At 62.8% G+C, this 19,930-nt stretch carries 21 protein-coding genes; 8 read left to right on the forward strand and 13 right to left on the reverse strand.

Features of this window, described 5'->3' with window-relative positions; genetic code table 11:
* Positions 1-180 precede the first annotated feature (180 nt).
* The 6 genes from hemA (at position 181) to JFU04_RS03160 (ending at position 5,546) form a co-directional block, all read left to right on the forward strand.
* Positions 181-1,470: a glutamyl-tRNA reductase gene (hemA, locus tag JFU04_RS03135; RefSeq protein WP_065900498.1), complete on the forward strand. Its 1,290-nt coding sequence runs from the start codon at positions 181-183 to the stop codon at positions 1,468-1,470.
* Entirely contained in the window at positions 1,467-2,549 is a 1,083-nt protein-coding gene (gene prfA, locus JFU04_RS03140) for a peptide chain release factor 1 (RefSeq protein ID WP_012722110.1), read from the forward strand. The genes hemA and prfA overlap by 4 nt, the downstream gene beginning before the upstream one ends.
* A complete protein-coding gene (gene prmC / locus JFU04_RS03145) occupies positions 2,550-3,380 on the forward strand; it encodes a peptide chain release factor N(5)-glutamine methyltransferase (protein WP_201143503.1) in 831 nt (276 codons plus the stop codon).
* Positions 3,374-4,129: a molybdopterin-synthase adenylyltransferase MoeB gene (gene moeB, locus JFU04_RS03150; RefSeq protein ID WP_065900502.1), complete on the forward strand. Its 756-nt coding sequence runs from the start codon at positions 3,374-3,376 to the stop codon at positions 4,127-4,129. The genes prmC and moeB overlap by 7 nt, the downstream gene beginning before the upstream one ends.
* Positions 4,122-4,916, forward strand: a complete 795-nt coding sequence (gene murI, locus JFU04_RS03155) for a glutamate racemase (protein ID WP_065900504.1) — start codon at positions 4,122-4,124, stop codon at positions 4,914-4,916. The genes moeB and murI overlap by 8 nt, the downstream gene beginning before the upstream one ends.
* Positions 4,917-5,027: 111 nt before the next feature.
* Positions 5,028-5,546, forward strand: coding sequence for an acyloxyacyl hydrolase (locus JFU04_RS03160; RefSeq protein ID WP_065900506.1), 519 nt, complete (start codon positions 5,028-5,030; stop codon positions 5,544-5,546).
* Positions 5,547-5,598: 52 nt separating this feature from the next.
* Here the strand turns inward: JFU04_RS03160 and JFU04_RS03165 are convergent, their stop codons facing one another.
* The 12 genes from JFU04_RS03165 to JFU04_RS03220 form a co-directional block, all read right to left on the reverse strand.
* Positions 5,599-5,904 carry a YkgJ family cysteine cluster protein gene (locus JFU04_RS03165; RefSeq protein WP_065900507.1) on the reverse strand — a complete coding sequence of 102 codons (306 nt, stop codon included), beginning with the start codon at positions 5,902-5,904 and terminating at the stop codon, positions 5,599-5,601.
* Between the two features lie 54 nt (positions 5,905-5,958).
* Complete coding sequence (locus tag JFU04_RS03170) at positions 5,959-6,450, reverse strand: DUF2878 family protein (protein ID WP_201143504.1); 492 nt, start codon at positions 6,448-6,450, stop codon at positions 5,959-5,961.
* The gene (locus tag JFU04_RS03175) at positions 6,443-7,714 is read right to left on the reverse strand and encodes an SAM-dependent methyltransferase (RefSeq protein WP_065900509.1); all 1,272 of its coding nucleotides are present in this window, start codon (positions 7,712-7,714) and stop codon (positions 6,443-6,445) included. The genes JFU04_RS03170 and JFU04_RS03175 overlap by 8 nt, the downstream gene beginning before the upstream one ends.
* Positions 7,701-8,510: a DUF1365 domain-containing protein gene (locus JFU04_RS03180; RefSeq protein ID WP_065900510.1), complete on the reverse strand. Its 810-nt coding sequence runs from the start codon at positions 8,508-8,510 to the stop codon at positions 7,701-7,703. The genes JFU04_RS03175 and JFU04_RS03180 overlap by 14 nt, the downstream gene beginning before the upstream one ends.
* Complete coding sequence (locus JFU04_RS03185; RefSeq protein ID WP_201143505.1) at positions 8,507-9,754, reverse strand: FAD-dependent oxidoreductase; 1,248 nt, start codon at positions 9,752-9,754, stop codon at positions 8,507-8,509. Before JFU04_RS03185 ends, JFU04_RS03180 begins: the two co-directional genes overlap by 4 nt.
* A complete protein-coding gene (locus JFU04_RS03190; protein WP_065900514.1) occupies positions 9,751-10,533 on the reverse strand; it encodes an SDR family NAD(P)-dependent oxidoreductase in 783 nt (260 codons plus the stop codon). The genes JFU04_RS03185 and JFU04_RS03190 overlap by 4 nt, the downstream gene beginning before the upstream one ends.
* Entirely contained in the window at positions 10,530-10,952 is a 423-nt protein-coding gene (locus JFU04_RS03195; RefSeq protein WP_065900516.1) for a nuclear transport factor 2 family protein, read from the reverse strand. Before JFU04_RS03195 ends, JFU04_RS03190 begins: the two co-directional genes overlap by 4 nt.
* Positions 10,945-12,387 (reverse strand): deoxyribodipyrimidine photo-lyase, encoded by a 1,443-nt coding sequence (gene phrB, locus JFU04_RS03200; protein WP_201143506.1) that lies wholly within the window; start codon positions 12,385-12,387, stop codon positions 10,945-10,947. The genes JFU04_RS03195 and phrB overlap by 8 nt, the downstream gene beginning before the upstream one ends.
* Positions 12,388-13,317: a MerR family transcriptional regulator gene (locus JFU04_RS03205; protein ID WP_065900520.1), complete on the reverse strand. Its 930-nt coding sequence runs from the start codon at positions 13,315-13,317 to the stop codon at positions 12,388-12,390.
* A 3-nt stretch (positions 13,318-13,320) separates the two neighbouring features.
* Positions 13,321-14,280: a YbgA family protein gene (locus tag JFU04_RS03210; protein ID WP_201143507.1), complete on the reverse strand. Its 960-nt coding sequence runs from the start codon at positions 14,278-14,280 to the stop codon at positions 13,321-13,323.
* 113 nt (positions 14,281-14,393) lie between these two features.
* Positions 14,394-14,609: a TIGR02450 family Trp-rich protein gene (locus JFU04_RS03215; RefSeq protein ID WP_065900523.1), complete on the reverse strand. Its 216-nt coding sequence runs from the start codon at positions 14,607-14,609 to the stop codon at positions 14,394-14,396.
* On the reverse strand, positions 14,606-15,592 hold the full coding sequence (locus JFU04_RS03220; protein ID WP_201143508.1) for an NAD(P)/FAD-dependent oxidoreductase: 987 nt from the start codon (positions 15,590-15,592) through the stop codon (positions 14,606-14,608). The genes JFU04_RS03215 and JFU04_RS03220 overlap by 4 nt, the downstream gene beginning before the upstream one ends.
* A 211-nt stretch (positions 15,593-15,803) precedes the next feature.
* Here JFU04_RS03220 and JFU04_RS03225 point away from each other — a divergent pair, with 211 nt between their 5' ends.
* A complete protein-coding gene (locus JFU04_RS03225) occupies positions 15,804-16,703 on the forward strand; it encodes a TIGR01777 family oxidoreductase (protein ID WP_201143509.1) in 900 nt (299 codons plus the stop codon).
* 14 nt (positions 16,704-16,717) lie between these two features.
* Positions 16,718-17,743 carry a ferrochelatase gene (gene hemH / locus JFU04_RS03230; RefSeq protein ID WP_065900526.1) on the forward strand — a complete coding sequence of 342 codons (1,026 nt, stop codon included), beginning with the start codon at positions 16,718-16,720 and terminating at the stop codon, positions 17,741-17,743.
* Between the two features lie 61 nt (positions 17,744-17,804).
* Here the strand turns inward: hemH and JFU04_RS03235 are convergent, their stop codons facing one another.
* Positions 17,805-19,901, reverse strand: coding sequence for a TonB-dependent siderophore receptor (locus tag JFU04_RS03235; protein ID WP_274610229.1), 2,097 nt, complete (start codon positions 19,899-19,901; stop codon positions 17,805-17,807).
* Between the last annotated feature and the right edge of the window lie 29 nt (positions 19,902-19,930).

Below are 19,930 nucleotides of genomic sequence, written 5' to 3' on the forward strand. Positions count from 1 at the left end.
AGGAAGAGGACGACTAACCTGCGGTCGGATCATCATGACACAAGCCTTCGGCCAAACATAACCGAGTCTCAATGGATGCCTTTATAGACACAAGGCATTAGGACAATAGACGACGGTGGTTGTTCTGAATCTTTCGAAGTAGGACAATTGTCGGCTTCCCGACATCATCAGCGATATTGAATGGCCTTCCTCGCACTCGGTATTAACCACAAGACTGCCTCCGTAGACGTGCGCGAGCGCGTGGCGTTTACGCCCGAGCAGTTGGTTGAGGCCTTGCAGCAGCTCTGCCGGCTCACCGACAGCCGCGAAGCTGCAATCCTTTCGACCTGCAATCGCAGCGAGCTTTATATAGAGCAGGAACATCTTTCAGCGGATGTGGTACTGCGCTGGCTGGCCGATTACCACCATTTGAGCCTCGACGACCTGCGCGCCAGTGCATATGTGCATGAAGATGATGCGGCAGTTCGTCACATGATGCGCGTGGCGTCCGGCCTTGATTCGCTGGTGCTGGGCGAACCGCAGATTCTCGGCCAGATGAAGTCCGCCTACGCCGTGGCGCGTGAGGCCGGCACTGTCGGCCCGCTGCTGGGCCGCCTGTTCCAGGCCACTTTCAATTCTGCCAAGCAGGTGCGCACCGACACCGCCATCGGCGAAAACCCGGTGTCCGTGGCGTTCGCCGCCGTCAGCCTGGCCAAACAGATTTTCAGTGATTTGCAGCGCAGCCAGGCCTTGCTGATCGGCGCCGGCGAGACCATCACCCTGGTCGCCCGCCACCTGCACGACCTGGGTGTGAAGCGCATCGTCGTCGCCAACCGTACCCTGGAGCGCGCGAGCATCCTTGCCGAACAGTTCGGTGCCCACGCGGTGCTGCTGTCGGATATCCCGGCCGAGCTGGTGCGCAGCGATATCGTCATCAGCTCTACCGCCAGCCAGTTGCCGATCCTGGGCAAGGGTGCGGTGGAAAGTGCGCTGAAGCTGCGCAAGCACAAGCCGATCTTCATGGTCGATATCGCCGTTCCCCGCGATATCGAGCCCGAAGTCGGCGAGTTGGACGACGTTTACCTCTACAGCGTCGACGATCTGCACGAAGTGGTCGCCGAAAACCTCAAGAGCCGACAGGGCGCAGCCCAGGCCGCCGAGGAGATGGTCAGCACCGGCGCCGAAGATTTCATGGTGCGCCTGCGTGAACTCGCGGCGGTGGACGTGCTCAAGGCGTATCGTCAGCAAGGCGAGCGCCTGCGCGATGAGGAGTTGATCAAGGCCCAGCGCCTGCTCGCCAATGGCAGCAGTGCCGAAGAGGTGCTGATGCAGCTGGCGCGCGGCCTGACCAACAAGTTGCTCCATGCACCCAGCGTACAGCTTAAAAAATTGACTGCCGAAGGCCGCCTCGATGCGTTGGCCATGGCCCAGGAACTCTTTGCCCTCGGTGAGGGCGCGTCAGACAGCTCTTCGGATAAAAAACCGCAATGAAAGCGTCACTGCTCAATAAACTGGACGTGCTCCAGGACCGTTTCGAAGAACTGACCGCTTTGCTCGGCGACGGCGAGGTCATTTCCGATCAGGCCAAGTTCCGCGCCTATTCCAAGGAATACGCCGAAGTTGAGCCCATCGTGGCCACCTACAAACACTTGACTAAAGTGCAGGCCGACCTCGAGGGCGCCCAGGCGCTGCTCAAGGACAGCGATCCGGACATGCGTGAGATGGCCGTCGAAGAAGTCCGCGAAGCCAAGGAAAAACTTGCCGAGCTGGAAGGTGACCTGCAGCGCATGTTGCTGCCCAAGGACCCCAACGACGGGCGTAACGTGTTCCTCGAGATCCGCGCTGGTACCGGCGGCGATGAGGCGGCGATCTTCTCCGGCGACCTGTTCCGCATGTACTCGCGCTACGCCGAGCGTCGTGGCTGGCGGGTCGAGATCCTGTCCGAGAACGAAGGCGAACACGGCGGCTATAAAGAAGTCATCGCGCGGGTCGAAGGCGATAACGTCTACGGCAAGCTCAAGTTCGAGTCCGGCGCGCACCGCGTGCAGCGGGTCCCGGCGACTGAATCCCAAGGTCGCATCCATACCTCCGCATGCACCGTGGCCGTGTTGCCCGAGCCGGACGAACAGGAAGCGATCGAGATCAACCCGGCGGACCTGCGGGTCGACACCTACCGCTCGTCGGGCGCCGGTGGCCAGCACGTCAACAAGACTGACTCGGCGATTCGTATCACTCACTTGCCGTCGGGCATCGTGGTCGAGTGCCAGGAGGAGCGTTCCCAGCACAAGAACCGTGCACGCGCCATGTCCTGGCTGTCGGCCAAGCTCAATGACCAGCAGACCAGCGCCGCCGCCAACGCGATTGCCAGCGAGCGTAAGTTGCTGGTGGGCTCGGGCGACCGTTCCGAACGCATCCGCACCTACAACTTCGCCCAGGGCCGGGTCACCGACCACCGGGTCAATCTCACCCTTTACTCCCTGGACGAGATTCTCGCCGGCGGCGTGGATGCGGTGATCGAGCCGTTGCTCGCCGAATACCAGGCCGATCAATTGGCCGCGATAGGTGAATAAATGACCATCATCGCCAGCCTGCTGCGCGCCGCCGACCTTCCCGACTCGCCTACCGCGCGCCTGGATGCCGAATTGTTGCTGGCCGCTGCCCTGGGCAAGTCGCGCAGTTACCTGCACACCTGGCCGGAAAAGATTGTCAGCAGCGAGGCCGCACTGACGTTCGCCGACTATCTGCAGCGCCGTCGTGGCGGTGAACCGGTGGCCTATATCCTCGGCCAGCAAGGCTTCTGGAAACTTGACCTGGAGGTCGCGCCTCACACGCTGATCCCGCGTCCGGAAACCGAGATGCTGGTGGAGGCTGCGCTGGAGTTGTTGCCGGCCACGCCGGCCAAGGTCCTCGACCTGGGCACCGGCAGCGGCGCGATCGCCCTGGCCTTGGCCAGCGAGCGCCCCGCCTGGCAGGTCACCGCCGTCGACCGCGTGCTGGAGGCCGTGGCCCTGGCCGAGCGCAATCGCCAGCGCCTGCACCTCAACAATGCCACGGTGCTGAACAGCCATTGGTTCAGTGCCCTGCAAGGTCATGCCTACGACCTGATCATCAGCAACCCGCCGTACATCGCCGACAACGATCCGCACCTGGTGGCGGGCGACGTGCGCTTTGAACCGGCGAGTGCGCTGGTGGCGGGCCATGACGGCCTGGACGACTTGCGCTTGATCATCCGCGATGCCCCGGCCCACCTGAATGCCGGTGGCTGGTTGGTGCTGGAGCACGGTTACGACCAGGCCGCGGCCGTGCGTGACCTGTTGTCCAACCAGGGCTTCGAGGCGGTGGCCAGCCGCATCGACCTTGGCGGCCACGAACGCATTACCCTGGGACGCCGGCCGTGCTGACCGATCAGGAGCTGTTGCGCTATAGCCGACAGATTCTGTTGCAGCATGTCGACATCGAAGGCCAGTTGCGCCTTAAAAACAGCCGCGCCCTGATCGTCGGCCTCGGTGGGCTGGGCGCGCCGGTGGCGCTTTACCTGGCCGCTGCCGGGGTGGGCGAATTGCACCTGGCGGACTTCGACAGCGTCGACCTGACCAATCTGCAACGCCAGATCATCCATGACACCGACAGCGTCGGGCAGACCAAGGTCGACTCGGCCCTGCGTCGCCTCGGCGCGATAAACCCCGAAATCAGCCTGGTTGCCCACCGCAGTGCGCTGGATGCCGATTCCTTGGCTGCAGCCGTGGCGGCGGTGGACGTGGTGCTCGATTGCAGTGACAACTTCTCCACCCGCGAAGCAGTCAACGCCGCCTGCGTGGCGGCGACCAAGCCGCTGGTCAGTGGCGCGGCGATTCGCCTTGAGGGCCAGTTGTCGGTGTTCGACCCGCGCCGCGCCGACAGCCCGTGCTACCACTGTTTATATGGGCACGGCAGCGACAGCGAACTCACCTGCAGCGAAGCCGGCGTGGTCGGTCCGCTGGTCGGCGTGGTCGGCAGCCTGCAGGCGCTGGAAGCCTTGAAGCTGCTGGCCGGTTTTGGCGAGCCGCTGGTGGGCCGCCTGCTACTGATTGACGCGCTGACCACGCGTTTTCGCGAGTTGCGCGTCAAGCGCGACCCCGGCTGCAGCGTCTGCGGGCCGCGGCATGGTTAAGGGCGCGCCGATCGGTGTGTTCGATTCCGGTGTCGGCGGCTTGTCGGTACTGGATGAAATCCAGCAGCTGCTGCCCCATGAATCGCTGCTGTACGTGGCGGATTGCGGGCATATCCCGTACGGCGAGAAAACCCCGGGATTCATTCTTCAGCGCTCCCGGGCCGTCGCCGAGTTTTTCCGTGAGCGGGGCGCCAAGGCGTTCGTGATTGCCTGCAACACCGCCACGGTCGCGGCGGTCGCGGATTTGCGCGTGGACTATCCCGAGTGGCCGCTGGTGGGGATGGAGCCTGCCGTCAAACCTGCCGCCGCCGCGACCCGCAGTGGTGTGGTCGGTGTGCTCGCTACCACCGGTACCTTGCAAAGCGCCAAGTTCGCCGCGCTACTGGATCGCTTCGCCACCGATGTACGCGTGGTCACCCAGCCTTGCCCCGGCCTGGTGGAACTGATCGAGACCGGCGACCTGAACAGCCCGGTGTTGCGCCAACTGTTGCAGGGTTATGTCGACCCGCTGCTCAGCGTCGGCTGCGACACCATCATCCTCGGTTGTACCCACTACCCCTTCCTCAAGCCGCTGCTGGCGCAGATGCTGCCGCCCAGCATCATTCTGATCGACACCGGCGCCGCCGTGGCTCGCCAGCTGAAGCGTCTGCTCGGCGAGCGCGACCTGCTCGCCAGCGGCAATCCTCAGCCCGCACAGTTCTGGACCAGTGGCGATGTGTGTCATTTCAGAAATATCCTACCGACACTATGGAAACATCCCGGAGATGTGCGAAGCTTCAGCGCGTGAAAAATTCGTGAAATATCGTGATTCCAGGCTGAACTTCTGACACTGCGTAGGCTTCTATAGCGGGATTGCCTGTACAAAACCATATAACTTCGTTCGGAAAGGATGTTTCTTATGAAGCGCTTGTTCTGTTTGGCTGCGATTGCGGCCGCTGTGGTGGGACACTCTTTTTCGGCGCAGGCCGCTGGACTTGAGTTTGGCCTGGGGGCCACCAGTGATTCGACGCTCACTTACCGATTGGGGCTGACGTCGGATTGGGACAAGAGTTGGATGCAAAGTGATGTCGGTCGCCTGACCGGCTACTGGAGCGGTGCCTACACCTATTGGGAAGGCGACGACCGTGCAGGCGCGAGCAGCCTGTCGTTCTCTCCGGTGTTTGTGTATGAATTCGCCGGACAGTCGGTGAAGCCTTATATCGAGGCGGGGATCGGTGTGGCGGTGTTCTCCCGCACGCGCCTGGAAGACAACAACATCGGCCAGGCCTTCCAGTTCGAAGACCGCCTGGGTTTCGGCCTGCGCTTTACCGGTGGGCATGAAGTGGGCATTCGCGCCACCCACTACTCCAATGCCGGGATCAGCAGCAACAACGACGGCGTAGAGAGCTACTCGCTGCACTACACCATGCCGCTCTAAACATACATCACTGCAGGAGCCGGCAAGCCGGCTCCTGCAGGCTGTAGTTCAATCAGCGATACGCTGTTGCAATGCCTTCGCGCTCGGTCAGGCATTCCGGCGCGCCCATCTCGAATTCCCTGCAAATCAGCGGCCGCCGCTCGTAGATCGTGCACATCATCGTGTCCCGATCCAGCGCCGCGCACCAGCCATCGTCCAGGCGCAGCATGACTTCGCCGCCCCAATCGTCCGTATCGATATAGCGCTCCGGCACGCCTGTGTCCGTGATCAGCAGCACTTCCAGCTGGCAGCAGCAGGCCGCGCACGTCGAGCAGGTAACGGCGGGTTCGGTGATTTGGGTATGGGGGATGTTGGTCATAGGCGTGCAGTGTAAGGCAAGGCGACGATGCGCGTATGACTGCTCTGACGGACGTCAGTGCGCCAGTTGCCCGGCAATCCAGTGCAACACCGGAAATATCACGGCCCAGAGCAGGGCGAGGCCGATTAGGGTGGCGGCAGTGCCGTAGCCAAAACTGACCCCGGCCAACTGGCTGCCTGCGTAATACGACAGCGGCCCACCCAGCGCGCCCAGCAGACTGGCACGCCACCAGGGCTGGGCGCTCCAGGCCAGGCAATGGCGCAAGGTCGTGGCCAGCAGCGCCCACAGCAAAATCAACCAGAAGGGAATCAACGGCCCGGGCGCGCCGAAGTGAAGCACGCCGAAGGTGCGCAGCGACGTATCGATGACTGTCCCCAGCAGGGTCACGGCGAGAATCGCCTGGCCTTCGCGGGACCAGGCACTTATCCACAGCAGATGGAGGGCCAGTACCGCCAGCCCCACCAGCAGCCAAAGGCTGTCCCCCCCCAGTACACAGGCAAACCAGCCGCACTGGAAGAGCACGGCATTGGCCACGGTCTTAAGCACTGAAGCGGCCAAGCAGCGGTGGATTGATGGCCGACGGCTTGGCCAGCAGCAGTTGCGCGGTACCGATGGTGCGCTCCATGAAGCCGCCCTCGCAGTAGCACAGGTAAAACTCCCACAAGCGCAGGAAGTATTCGTCGTAGCCCAGCTCCGTCAGGCGACCCTGGGCGCGGCGAAAGTTCTCATGCCACAGGCGCAGGGTTCGCGCGTAATGCAGGCCGAAATCCTCCATGTGCAGCAGGTTCATATCGGTGTCGCGGCTGACGATCTGCAGCATGTTCTGCACGCAGGGCAGGGCGCCACCGGGGAAGATGTAGCGCTGGATAAAGTCGACGCTGTTCTTGGCCTGCTCGAAACGTTGCTCACGGATGGTAATGGCCTGCAGCAACATCAGACCGTCGCTCTTGAGCAGGTGCGCGCACTGCTTGAAGTAGGTCGGCAGGAAACGATGGCCCACCGCTTCGATCATCTCGATGGACACCAGCTTGTCGTACTGACCGGTCAGGTCGCGGTAGTCCTGCAGCAGCAGCGTGACCTGGTCTTGCAGGCCGAGGGCCGCGATGCGTTTTTCGGTGTAGGCGAACTGCTCCTTGGACAAGGTCGTGGTGGTGACCTTGCAGCCGTAATGCTGCGCTGCATACAGCGCCATGCTGCCCCAGCCAGTGCCGATTTCCAGCAAGTGGTCGGTGGGTTTGAGGGCGAGCTTCTGGCAGATACGCTCAAGCTTGTTCAGTTGCGCCTGTTCCAGGCTGTCGTCGGCGGTCAGGAACTGCGCGGCCGAGTACATCATGGTCGGGTCGAGGAATTCTTCGAACAGGTCATTGCCCAGGTCGTAGTGGGCGGCGATGTTTTTCTGCGAGCCCTTGCGCGTGTTGCGGTTGAGCCAGTGCAGGCCTTGGGTGAACGGCCGTGCCAGGCGCGCCAGGCCACCTTCCATCGCGTCGAGCACATCGAGGTTGCTGACCATCACGCGCACCACTGCGGTGAGGTCCGGGCTGCTCCAGTAGCCGTGGATAAACGCCTCGCCGGCGCCGATGGAACCGTTGGCCGCCACCAGGCCCCACACCGCCGGGTCGAGAATCTGGATCTCGCCCAGCAGGTGCGCTTCGCGTGCGCCGAACACTTGGCGCTCGCCATCCTCGATCACCACCAACTGGCCATGGCGCAGTTGGCTGAGTTGGCGCAGCACACCTTTGCGCAGCAGCGCACTGGTCAGGCCGTTGACGTTCAGGCGATTGGTCTTGACCGATAAGCTAGGGGATTTCATGGCGGCGATCCTTGGTATACCCGACTGCGGTGCGAGAGGCGCCATCGGCGGCCTGATGGGAAAAAATCGGTGTGCGTTTGAGCAACAGGCGCAAGGCCTGCCAATAGATGGCGAGGCAGGTCTTGGCGGTCATCCACGGAAAGCGCCACAGGTAGCGGTGCAGGCTGGCGCGGGTGAGTGTTTCCTTGTGCAGGCTCAGCGTGGCATCGAAGACTTTCAGCTCGCCTTGCCAATCGGCCATGTGCACGCCGAGCTTGGCGGCGGGCGGGCTGAAGCTCATGCGGTACTCCAGGTCGCGCGGCAAGAACGGCGACACATGAAACGCCTTGGCCACGGCGAAATGCTGGTGCTCATCCGCGCCAAGGGCCTGGGCCGGCAGCACGTAGTGATAGCGCTCGCGCCAAGGGGTGTTGGTCACTTCGCACAGGATCGCGGCCAGACGTCCGTCGGCCTCGAAGCAGTAGAAGAAACTCACCGGATTAAAAGCCAGGCCCCAACTGCGGGCCTGGGTCAGTAGGCAGATTACGCCCTGGGGTGTACGCCCCAGCGCCTTGCCGACTTCCTGGCGCACGGCGGCGGTCAAGCTCATGCCGTGGCGCGTCAATTCACGCAGGTAATCCTGCTGGCGAAAACCGAAGGGTGCCAGGCGACTCGCGCCGGCCAGCGGCGAGAGCCCGAGCACTTGCTCTTCTTCGCTCAAGTCCAGATACAGCAGCCCGATGCGGTAGCGAAAGGCGTGAGCCTTGGGCGCAAACCGGCGATGGGCGATCCAGCCGCTGTACAGGGCGCTGTTCACAGGGCCTCCCCGAAGGCTTGCGCCACGCGCAGGGCGCTGACCACGCCGTCTTCATGGAAACCATTGGCCCAGTAGGCGCCACAGTAAAAGGTGTTGCGCGTACCGCAGAGTTCTTCCCAACGACCTTGGGCCGCCACCGCCGCGAGGCTGTATTGCGGGTGGGCGTAGGTATAGCGGGCGAGGATCTTCAGCGGGTTGATCATTGGCGTCTGGTTGAGGCTGACGCAAAACGTGGTGGCGCTGTCGATGCCTTGCAGGATGTTCATGTCGTAGGTGACGGCCGCCTGGGTCTGCGTGTTGCCGGTCAGTCGATAATTCCAGCTGGCCCAGGCCAGCTTGCGGTCGGGCAGCAGGCGGGTGTCGGTATGCAGCACGACATCGTTGTCGGCATAGGGCAGGGCGCCGAGGATCTCCTGCTCGGCCTGGCTCGGGTCGCCGAGCAACGCCAGTGCCTGGTCGCTGTGGCAGGCGAACACCACCTTGTCAAAGGCTTCGGTGCCGGCCGCGCTGTGGATAACCACACCCTCGGCGTCGCGTTCGACCAGGTGCACGGGGCAATTGAGACGCACCTGTTCGCGAAAGCTGCGGGTCAGCGGCTCGATATAGCGGCTGGACCCGCCTTCGATCACACACCATTGCGGGCGGTTGTTCACCGAGAGCAGGCCGTGGTTCTTGAAGAAGCGCACAAAGAACTGCAGCGGGAACCCCAGCATGTCCTGCAGGGACATCGACCAGATCGCCGCGCCCATCGGCACGATGTAGTGCCGGATAAAGCGCGGGCCATACCCGCCGGCCTCAAGGTAGTCACCCAGGGTCATTTCGGCGCTGATGCGCTGCTCCTGCAGGTCCAGCGGCGCCTGGCGATTGAAGCGCAGGATATCGCGCAACATGCCCCAGAAACCTGGCGACAGGATATTGCGGCGTTGGGCGAACAGGCTGTTGAGGTTGTTGCCGTTGTACTCGAACCCGGCGTTTTCGTCGCACACCGAAAAACTCATCTCGGTGGGTTTGAACGCCACCCCGACCTGCCCCAGCAGGCGGATGAAATTGGGATAGGTCCAGTCGTTGAATACGATGAAACCGGTGTCCACCGCGTAGCTTTTACCCTCGACCGTCACATTGACCGTGTGGGTATGCCCGCCGATGCGGTCGCCCGCTTCGAACAGCGTGATGTCGTGGCGACGGCTGAGCAGGTAGGCGCTGGTCAGCCCGGCGATGCCGCTGCCGATAATGGCGATCTTCACAGGTCGTCCTTCTGCGGCGGCGGGCTGCGCAGCATGCGTTTGCCGATGATCAACTGGGCACGGTTGGGCAGTTTCGACAGCGGCCACAGGGTGGCGATAAACAGCGCCGGGAAGGCAATCTCGAGTGGGCGTTTTTCCAACTTGGCGAAGATGTGCCGCGCGGCTTTGTCGGCGGACCAGCTCAGGGGCATCGGGAAATCGTTGCGCTCAGTCAGCGGGGTGTCGACGAAGCCTGGGCTGATCACCGTGACGTCGATGTTTTCCGGCGACAGGCTGATGCGCAGCGATTCGAACAGGTAGCGCAGCCCGGCTTTGGACGCACCGTAGGCCTCGGCACGCGGCATCGGCAGGTAGGTCACGGCACTGGCGACGCCGACCAGGTGCGGGGTGCGCCCGGCACGCAGCAACGGCAGCGCGGCTTCGATGCAATAACTGCTGGCGAGCAAATTGGTGCGCACCACATGTTCGACAATCGACGCGTCAAATTGCCGGGCGTCCACGTATTCACAGGTGCCCGCATTCAGGATCACCGTGTCGAGCGAACCCCAGGCCGCGGCGATCTGCTCACCGATCTCGCGCACAGTCTGGCTGTTGGTCAGGTCGCCAGGCACCACCAGCACTTGTCCGGGAAAACGTTGGGCGAGGGCCTGCAGCGGGCCTTTGCTGCGCGAACTCAGCGCCACATGGGCGCCGCTGTTGAGCAGCTCCACGGCCAGCGAGGCACCGATGCCACTGCTGGCGCCGGTCAGCCAATAACGACGGGGCGGCAGTGCGTTCATCCCATTCTCCTTTTCAGCCAGTTGACGACGCTGCCCAGTACGGGAAGGTGTTCGTAGAGCAGGGCGCCGGCATCGAAGTAATCGCGATGGCGGTAGACCTTTTCACGCCACATCAGGTGCGAACAGCCCTCCACGCGGATGACCTTGCCGTTGGCCAGGCGCGGGTGGGTAAAGCTCATTTTCCAGCGCAGGTAGCCTTCGCCTTCGGCCACCTGGTCGAAGCCGTGGAAGTCGAAGCGCAGTTGGCTGACATTGCTGTACAACTCGGCGAAGTAGCGGTGCATCGCGGGCAATCCCTGCACCTCGTGCAGTGGATCGGTAAAGGCGATGTCCTGACTGTACAGGCTGTCGAGCAGGTGCAGGTTGTGTTTGTCGAGGGTGGAAAAGGCCTGGGCGAAGCGGCGCAGGAAATCACTCATGTTCGGCGACCTCCTGGCGTGAAGGCAGGCTGCGGAAGGCTGCCAGGGCGCGTTCGCGGGACTTTTTCAGGTCGACGATGGCGCGCGGGTAATCCGCCACGCCGAACAGGCCGCCGACTGCCTCGGGGTTGTGCACTTCCTTTTTATTCAGCGCGGCCAGTTCCGGCAGCCAATGCTTGATAAACACGCCTTCGCTGTCGAATTTTTCCGATTGGCTCAGTGGGCTGAAAATCCGGAAGTACGGCGCCGAATCGGTGCCGGTAGAGGAACTCCATTGCCAGCCGCCGTTGTTGGCCGCCAGGTCGCCGTCGATCAGGTGGCGCATGAAGAAGCGCTCGCCTTCACGCCAGTCGATCAGCAGGTTCTTGGTCAGGAACATCGCGACCACCATGCGCAGGCGGTTGTGCATCCAGCCGGTTTCCAGCAGTTGGCGCATGGCTGCGTCGATGATCGGCAGCCCGGTGCGGGCTTGTTGCCAGGCCGCGAGGTCCTTGGGCGCGTCACGCCAGGCGACCGCTTCGGTCTCGGGGCGGAAGGCGCGATGGCGAGACACCCTTGGATAGCCGACCAGGATGTGCTTGTAGAACTCGCGCCAGAGCAACTCGTTGATCCAGGTGATGGCGCCGATATCGCCGCTTTCGAATTCGCCCTGGTTGGTTTGCAACGCGGCGTGCAGGCACTGGCGCGGCGACACCACGCCCGCCGCGAGGTAGGCGGACAGCTGGCTGGTGCCGGGTTTGGCCGGGAAGTCGCGCTCGTCCTTGTAGTAACTGATCTGCTGGTCGGCGAAGGCGTCGAGGCGGCGGCGGGCTTCCTCTTCGCCGGCGGGCCAGAGGGCGCGCAAGGTCTCGCTGGGTGGTGCGAACCCGTCGACCTGCGCGGGGATCGGATCACTTTTCAACGGGACAGGCGCTTGGGCCTTCGGCGTCGCGACCAGGCGCGGCAGGGCGCTGTGCAAGCGGGTGTAGCAGACCTTGCGGAACTGGCTGAACACCTGGAAGTACGTGCCGGTCTTGGTCAACACGCTGCCGGGTTGGAAAAACAGCTGGTCCAGGTAGCTGTGAAAGCTGACGCCATCGGCCTCCAGGGCCTTGGCCACTGCCGCATCGCGACGGCTTTCATGGATGCCGTATTCCTCGTTGACGTGCACCGACTGCACCGACAACTCGTGGCACAGCTTGCCCAGCGCGGCGGGCACCTGATCCCAGGTGGCGGCGTGGCGGATCAGCAGGGGGATATTCAGCTTGCCCAGGGCCTGGCTCAAGTGCTGCAGGTTGCGCAGCCAGAAGTCGACTTTGCACGGCGCATCATCGTGGGCCAGCCATTGCTCCGGCGTGATGAGGTACACGGCTGCAACCGGGCCGCGCTGGCAGGCGGCGGCGAGGGCGGTGTTGTCGTGTAGGCGCAGGTCGGTGCGCAGCCAGATCAAATGCATTTAAAGAAGTCCACGCTGGATCAGTATCTGGTGGGCCGACAAGGGGTCTTCGGCCACGAACAATTCAGGGGTGTCACGGGTTAATACGGCTAACTCGGCCTGGTGGATGCATACCGTTGGTCCGACGATCAACTTTGGGCCACTGACGCCGCTCAATAGTTTTGCGAGTGCCGACAAGTGGAGGGCCTTGCTCGAATACAGCAGCACCGCGCGCGGTTGCAGGTGCTCCACGGCCAGGGCCAATTCGCCGGCGGGCAGTGGCCAATCGAAGACTTCCACCGGGCAATCGGCACTGCTGGCCAGCCAGGCGCTGAGCCACAGGTGCGGCTCCAGCGGCAGGTCGGACTGGTTGATCAGCAGCAGCGGCGGGCCCTGCAACTGGCGGTTGTTGTGATAGATGCGTGCGCCGAATTTGCTGCGCAGCCAGGACAGGAAAAACACCCGCTCCATCTGCGCGCCGAACTGGCCTTGCCAGCGCTGCTCCAGGTCCTGCAGCAGCGGCAGCAACAATTGCTCGCACAACGTGCGCGGCGGGTACAGCGCCATGGCCTGGTTGAAGACGTCGTCGACCCGGCGCTCGATCAATTCGCTGATGGCATTCAACAAGTTCTGGCGCAACCCGTGCCACTCATTCTCGACAGTCTCTGGAAGGGCTTGGGCAGAGTCGATCAGGCCTTTGACCTGGCTGACCGGCACGCCGCGATTGAGCCAGGTCAGGATGGTGTGGATGCGTTGCACGTGATCGGCGCTGAACAGCCGATGGCCCTTGGGCGTGCGCTGGGGCACGATCAGGCCATAGCGGCGCTCCCAGGCGCGCAGGGTCACGGCGTTGACGCCGGTCTGGCGCGCCACTTCGCGAATCGGCAGCCAGCCGTCTTCGAGGGCTTGGGCGATGTCGTCGCCGGTTTCGTCTTGCAGGGCGGCTTTCATAGGTTAGATCGCATTACGCAGGCTGAGATTTTCCGGGTGCGGTTGCAGGTACGCCTGCTGCGCGATGTAGCGGTCCGGGTGTTGGCGAAAGTGATGCTTGAGCAAGGTCAGCGGCACCACCAGTGGCACGATCCCCTGGTGGTACTGGCCGATGACGGTCTGCATTTCCTGTTTGTCGTCGGCGCTGATGGCTTGCTTGAGGTAGCCGCTGATGTGTTGCAGCACATTGGTGTGGGTCCCCCGAGTGGCGCACTTGCGCAGGCCGCTCATCAGTTCGCTGAAGTAGCCGGTGGCCAAGGCGTCGAGGTCAGTGCTCCGGGTCATGCTGCCCAGCAGGTGGCCGAGGCTTTTGTAGTGCGCCGGGCTGTGGGCCATCAACAAGTATTTGTAGCGCGAATGGAAGGCCAGCAGGCGATGACGGCTGAGCCCTTCGGCGAGCAGTTGTTGCCAGCTGGCGTAGACAAAGACGCGGGTCATGAAGTTTTCCCGCAGCACCGGGTCGTTCAGCCGACCATCCTCTTCCACCGGCAGGTTGGGGTGGCGCGAGCAAAACGCCTGGGCGTAGATGCCGCGCCCGCCGCCATCCACCGGCGTGCCGTTGTCGCGGTAGACCTTGACTCGCTCCAGGCCGCAGGACGGTGACTTCTGCATGAAGATGTAACCGCACAGGTCGGTATGCGCGGCGGCCATCTGCTGGCCGTAGTCATCCAGCGGTTGGGTCACATTCAGCTCGCGGTGCACGGTGCCCACGGCTTGCGGGTGCGCCGGATCGCCCACCAGGCGAATCGGCTCGCGGGGGATGCCCAGGCCAATCGCGACTTCTGGGCACAGCGGTACGAACTCGAAATAGTCGCTGAGCGTCTGGCTGCAGAGAGGGGATTGTTTATGCCCGCCGTTGAACCGCACGTTTTCGCCAAGCAGGCAGGCGCTGATCGCGATCTTTGGCTTACCGGAGTGGGACATGGCCAAACCTCTACAAGATTCCTGTACAAGACTAAAAACTTGTACAACTAAATCTCATCATAGGTTTGATGCTGTACAAGTCAAATATTTTGTACAAGTATTTTTCGCGGAGGTTATTTCCAGCCGATCTGCCAGTCCTCGGCGTTCTGCAGGCTTTGCCACGCCAGCCTTTCGGTGCGCCGCGTCATGACGGCTTGCAGGTCGATTTCCAGCACGGTGCCTTCTTCGTCACGGATCAGCTCGGTGACCAAAAAGTGTTTTTCCTTGTTGCGGGGGTGCGCTGCTGTCCACTTCGACAGCAGTAATTTAGCGGGGTTGATGCGGTTCATTGCAGGTGCTCGATCAAGCGTCGCGCGGCCTCCTGGCCACTGAGCCAGGCACCCTCGACGCGGCCCGACAGGCACCAGTCGCCACATACGTACAGGCCCAGGTCGGCGTCGGCCAGCACGCCGAACTCATGGGCGCTGGACGGTCGCGCGTACAGCCAGCGATGTGCGAGGCTGAACGACGGGGCGGGCATGGCGCTGTGCAGCAATTCGGCGAAGGCGCCATGCAGGTGTTCGATCACGGCTTCCTTGGGCAGGTCCAGGTGGTCCCTGCTCCAGGCGCTGGTGGCGTGCAGAACCCAGGTGTCGAGGGTGGTGTCGCGTCCGGGTTTGCTGCGGTTGCGCGCCAGCCAGTCGAGGGGACTGTCTTGCACGAAGCAGCCTTGCATGGGCGTATCCAGGGGTTTGTCGAACGCCAGGGCGATGGCCCAGGTCGGGTCCATCTTCACGCCGGCGGCGGCACTTGCCAGCTTGGGCGCGGCGGCCAATAGCGCGGTGGCTTGCGGGGCGGGTGTGGCGATGATCACGTGGCTGAACGGGCCGTGGTTTTCGCCGTCGGCGTCCAGCAGGTTCCAGTGCTGTTTGCCCTGGAACACTTCGGTGATGCGGCAACCGAACTCCACCGGCAGGTCATCGAGCAGGGCGCGGGTGATCGCGCTCATGCGCGGCGTGCCGACCCAGCGGATCTGTTCATCGGGAGACGGGGTGAGTTGGCCGGACTTGAAGTTGTACAGCTGGGGCTTCCATTGCTCGGCCCAGCCGTTGCTTTGCCAGCGCTGCACTTCGTTGACGAAGCGGCGGTCGCGGGCGGTGAAGTATTGCGCACCCATGTCCAGCGCGCCGGCGTCGCTGCGCTTGCTGGACATGCGGCCACCACTGCCGCGGCTTTTATCGAAGAGTTGTACAACGTGCCCAGCGTCTCTTAACGCTCGGGCGGCGGAGAGACCGGCGATGCCGGTGCCAATGATCGCGATGGGAACAGTCATGGGAGGCCTCGTTTTACCGTTGGGTACAGACTACGCCGACACCAATAGCTGTACAATATTGTTTTTTGGTATAAGTTTTGGCTTACCTGTTCTTACGGCGTGACCTATGGTTAAAGCTGAGGCTTGAACCTGCGTTACGCCCGATTACAAATGGTCCCTGCTTATAAAATAGACTAGCGATGGGCGGCAAACGTTACATGAGGAAGATCCCATGCACATTTTGCTGACCGGCGGTACTGGTTTGATTGGCCGCCAACTTTGCCGACACTGGCTTGCCCAGGGTCACCGCTTGACCGTGTGGAGTCGTGATCCGGAACAGGTCGCCCGTTTGTGTGGCGACCAGGTCCTGGGTGTGGGGCGCCTGCAAGAGGTGATCGGCCCGGTGGATGCGGTGGTCAACCTGGCGGGCGCGGCTATTGCAGACCGTCCCTGGACCCATAAGCGCAAGGCGCTGTTGTGGAGCAGCCGTATCGGCCTTACCGAAACCCTGCTGGCCTGGCTGGAAGGCCTGGCACAGAAACCCTCGGTGTTGATCTCCGGTTCGGCGGTGGGCTGGTATGGCGACGGCGGCGAGCGTGAACTCACCGAAGCCAGCGGCCCGGTGCAGGACGATTTCCCCAGCCAGTTGTGTATTGCCTGGGAGGAAACCGCCCAGCGCGCCGAAGCGCTGGGCATGCGTGTGGTGCTGGTGCGTACCGGCCTGGTGCTGGCCGCAGAGGGCGGCTTTTTGTCGCGGCTGTTGCTGCCGTTCAAACTCGCGCTGGGCGGGCCGATCGGCACCGGTCGGCAGTGGATGCCATGGGTCCATATCAAGGATCAAATCGCCCTGATTGATTTTCTTCTGCACAAGCCTGACGCCAGCGGTCCGTATAATGCCTGCGCGCCACACCCGGTACGCAACCGTGAGTTCGCCAAGACGTTGGGCCAGGTGTTGCACCGCCCGGCGTTCATGCCGATGCCAGCCTTTGCGTTGAAGGTGGGGCTGGGCGAGTTGTCCGGCCTGTTGCTGGGCGGGCAAAAGGCCTTGCCAGAGCGGTTGCTGGCGGCCGGGTTCACTTTCCAGTTCACTGAGTTGCGCGCGGCTTTGGATGACGTGTCCAGCCGCCTCTAGAGATAGGATGTTGCATGACGGATCACGCGTTGTTACTGGTCAACCTGGGCTCACCGGCGTCCACTTCGGTGGCCGATGTGCGCAGCTACCTCAATCAGTTCCTGATGGACCCTTACGTGATCGACCTGCCGTGGCCGGTGCGGCGTCTGCTGGTGTCGCTGATCCTGATCAAGCGGCCCGAGCAATCGGCTCACGCCTATGCCTCCATCTGGTGGGACGAGGGCTCGCCGCTGGTGGTGCTCAGCCGCCGCCTGCAACAGCAGATGACTGCGCAATGGACCCAGGGCCCGGTTGAGTTGGCGATGCGCTACGGCGAACCGTCGATTGAAAGCGTGCTGACCCGCCTCGCCGCCCAGGGCATTCAGAAAGTCACCCTCGCGCCGTTGTACCCGCAGTTCGCCGACAGCACCGTGACCACCGTCATCGAGGAAGCCAGGCGCGTGGTGCGCGATAAAAAGCTCGATGTACAGTTCTCGATCCTGCAACCGTTCTACGACCAGCCCGAATATCTCGACGCCCTGGTAGCAAGCGCGCGGCCTTATGTGGAACAGGATTACGACCACCTGCTGCTGAGTTTCCACGGCTTGCCTGAGCGCCACCTGACCAAACTCGATCCCACCGGCCAGCATTGCTTCAAGGATGCCGACTGCTGCAAGAACGCCTCCGCCGAGGTGCTCAAGACTTGCTATCGCGCGCAGTGCTTCAGCGTCGCCCGTGACTTTGCCGCGCGCCTGGGCTTGCCGGAAGATAAATGGTCGGTGGCGTTCCAATCGCGCCTGGGCCGCGCCAAATGGATCGAACCCTACACCGAAGCGCGCCTGGAGGCGTTGGCACAGCAAGGTGTGAAAAAGCTGCTGGTGATGTGCCCGGCGTTTGTCGCCGACTGCATCGAGACCCTGGAAGAAATCGGCGATCGCGGCCTGGAGCAGTTCCGCGAGGCCGGGGGCGAGGAACTGGTGCTGGTGCCGTGCCTGAATGATGATCCACAGTGGGCGAAGGCGCTCAATACCTTGTGTGAGAGAGCCCCAACCGCGCTGTAACCAGGCCTTATACCGATCTAACTGTAGGCGCTGGCTTGCCGGCGCCTACAGTTAGAGGGTGTTACAGGTTGAGGGTCAGGCTGACCGTGAAATTGCGCGGCTCGCCGGGGCTGATCCAGTAGCTGCTGTAGGACCGCTCGTAGTAATTCTCATCAAACAGATTGTTGAGGTTCAGCCCCACGGTGAGGTTGTCCGTGGCCTTGTAATGGGCCAACAGGTCGACGGTGTGATAAGCCGGCAGTTCGAAACGCGTCCCTGCCTCACCCGAGCGGTCACCTACATAAGTGAACGCCGCACCCAGGTCTGAGCCGCGCAACGCGCCGTCCTGGAACTCATACACGCCCAACAGACTGCCGCTGCGCTTGGCCACGCCGAGGATCCGGCTGCCGGCGGGAAGGGTTTTATCGCCTTTGGTCACCTCGGCGTCGATGTAGGCAAACGCGCCGATCACTCGCACGGCATCGCTCACTTGCCCGCTCAGTTGCAGGTCAAGGCCTTGGCTGCGCGCCTTGCCCACGGCGCGGTTGAGGTTGGTGGCGGGGTCCAGGGTGAGTACATTTTCCTTCTCGATATGGAACGCGGCCAGGGTGGCGCTGAGACGGTCGTCGAACAGCTCGCTCTTGACCCCCACTTCATAGCCCACGCCTTCTTCCGGCGTGAAGGATTTCCCGTCGGCGCCCAGGCCGCTGTTGGGCTTGAACGACGTAGAGGCATTGGCGAACACCCCGACTTGCGGCGTGAGCTGATAGAGCAGGCCGGCACGCTGGGTCAAGGCATCGTGGGTTTGCTGGCTCCTGGCGTGGTTGCGGGTGAAGTCGTCGATGCTCTGCTCGAAATGCTCGAAGCGCGCACCGACCATGCCGCGCAGGCGGTCGGTGAAGATGACCTGGTCTTGCAGGTTCAGCGCGTGGCTTTGGGTCTGTTCGAAGAAGTCAGTGCCGGAGCGCGCGCCGTTGGGTTTGGGCTGGCCGTAGACCGGGTTGTAGATATCGAGGGTGTAGCGGCTCCCGCCAATCGCCGTGACGCGTTCTTTCTTGCGATAGTCCTCGTATTCGGTGCCAACCAGCAACTCGTGCTGCCAGCTGCCGATGTCGAACAGGCCGCGCAGCTCCACCTGGGTGATGCTGTCGTGCCAGCCCATGGAGCGTTCACGGTAGCGGCGGTCGATGGTGTGGCCGTCGGCGTTCAGTGCGCGGTTTTCCGAGGCATCGCCCCACAGGCTGCCCTGTTTGTAGTGGCTGGCCAGGCGCAGTTTCCAGGCGTCGTTGAGGTGATGCTCAAGGCTGGCCTGGAGACGGTTGTTATGGTTGTCGATATCGCCGTCGTTGGGTTCACCCAGGAAGGTTGCGCGGGACACGCCGCTGGCGTCGACGATGCCGCGGTCGAAGGTGGAGCTGTGGCGCACCAATTCGCTTTCCACCAGCAGATGTGTGTCCGGGTCCAGTTGCCAACTGAATGAGGGGGCAACAAAGACCCGCTTGCTCTGCACATGCTCGCGAAAGCTGTGGTTGTCTTCCACGGCCAGGTTGACTCGCGAGAGCAGGTTGCCCTCGCTGTCCAGCGGGGTGTTGAGGTCGACGGCGGTGCGATAGCGATCCCAACTGCCGGCGCTGGTTTGCACGGTGGTGAAGGCATCGGGCTGGGGCTTCTTGGTGACGATGTTCACGGTGCCGCCGGGATCGCCACGGCCGTAGAGGCTCGCGGCGGGGCCCTTGAGCACTTCGATGCGTTCGATATTGGCGGTGTCCGGCGTGCTCGGGTAGCCACGGTTGGCGCTGAAACCGTCCTGGTAAAACTCCGACGTGGTGAAGCCGCGCACGCTGTATTCGTAGAGGGTGAGGCCGCCGAAGTTGTTTTGCTTGGACACGCCACCGGCAAACTCAAGGGCGCGTTCTACCTGGGTGCTGCCCAGATCCTTGAGCACCGTTGCGGGAATCACGCTGATCGATTGTGGGATGTCGCGCAGGGCTGTGTCGGTTTTTGTAGCACTGGCTGAACGCGTTGCACGGTAGCCCTTGACCGGGCCGGTGGCGGATTCATAGGCGTCGGTGGTGACGCTGATGGTGTCGAGTTCCAGGGTGTTGTCTTCGGCGTAGGCGGGGTCAAGCAACAAGCCCAGGGCCAGGCCAGCCATGGGGGCAATTCTTCGAGACGGCATGATAGAGCGTTCCAATAGCGATATTGAAA

It is taken from the genome of Pseudomonas sp. TH21, assembly GCF_016651025.1.
Classification (GTDB): domain Bacteria; phylum Pseudomonadota; class Gammaproteobacteria; order Pseudomonadales; family Pseudomonadaceae; genus Aquipseudomonas; species Aquipseudomonas aylmerensis.

Bases quoted from the DNA above. Each gene is read 5' to 3' on its own strand.
- JFU04_RS03160 (WP_065900506.1), top strand. From the start codon at position 5,028: ATGAAGCGCTTGTTCTGTTTGGCTGCGATTGCGGCCGCTGTGGTGGGA.
- JFU04_RS03210 (WP_201143507.1), bottom strand. From the start codon at position 14,280: ATGTCCCACTCCGGTAAGCCAAAGATCGCGATCAGCGCCTGCCTGCTT.
- JFU04_RS03215 (WP_065900523.1), bottom strand. From the start codon at position 14,609: ATGAACCGCATCAACCCCGCTAAATTACTGCTGTCGAAGTGGACAGCA.
- phrB (WP_201143506.1), bottom strand. From the start codon at position 12,387: ATGCATTTGATCTGGCTGCGCACCGACCTGCGCCTACACGACAACACC.
- hemH (WP_065900526.1), top strand. From the start codon at position 16,718: ATGACGGATCACGCGTTGTTACTGGTCAACCTGGGCTCACCGGCGTCC.
- JFU04_RS03220 (WP_201143508.1), bottom strand. From the start codon at position 15,592: ATGACTGTTCCCATCGCGATCATTGGCACCGGCATCGCCGGTCTCTCC.
- murI (WP_065900504.1), top strand. From the start codon at position 4,122: ATGGTTAAGGGCGCGCCGATCGGTGTGTTCGATTCCGGTGTCGGCGGC.
- hemA (WP_065900498.1), top strand. From the start codon at position 181: ATGGCCTTCCTCGCACTCGGTATTAACCACAAGACTGCCTCCGTAGAC.
- JFU04_RS03225 (WP_201143509.1), top strand. From the start codon at position 15,804: ATGCACATTTTGCTGACCGGCGGTACTGGTTTGATTGGCCGCCAACTT.
- prmC (WP_201143503.1), top strand. From the start codon at position 2,550: ATGACCATCATCGCCAGCCTGCTGCGCGCCGCCGACCTTCCCGACTCG.
- JFU04_RS03175 (WP_065900509.1), bottom strand. From the start codon at position 7,714: ATGAAATCCCCTAGCTTATCGGTCAAGACCAATCGCCTGAACGTCAAC.
- prfA (WP_012722110.1), top strand. From the start codon at position 1,467: ATGAAAGCGTCACTGCTCAATAAACTGGACGTGCTCCAGGACCGTTTC.
- JFU04_RS03205 (WP_065900520.1), bottom strand. From the start codon at position 13,317: ATGAAAGCCGCCCTGCAAGACGAAACCGGCGACGACATCGCCCAAGCC.
- JFU04_RS03235 (WP_274610229.1), bottom strand. From the start codon at position 19,901: ATGCCGTCTCGAAGAATTGCCCCCATGGCTGGCCTGGCCCTGGGCTTG.
- JFU04_RS03190 (WP_065900514.1), bottom strand. From the start codon at position 10,533: ATGAACGCACTGCCGCCCCGTCGTTATTGGCTGACCGGCGCCAGCAGT.
- JFU04_RS03195 (WP_065900516.1), bottom strand. From the start codon at position 10,952: ATGAGTGATTTCCTGCGCCGCTTCGCCCAGGCCTTTTCCACCCTCGAC.
- JFU04_RS03165 (WP_065900507.1), bottom strand. From the start codon at position 5,904: ATGACCAACATCCCCCATACCCAAATCACCGAACCCGCCGTTACCTGC.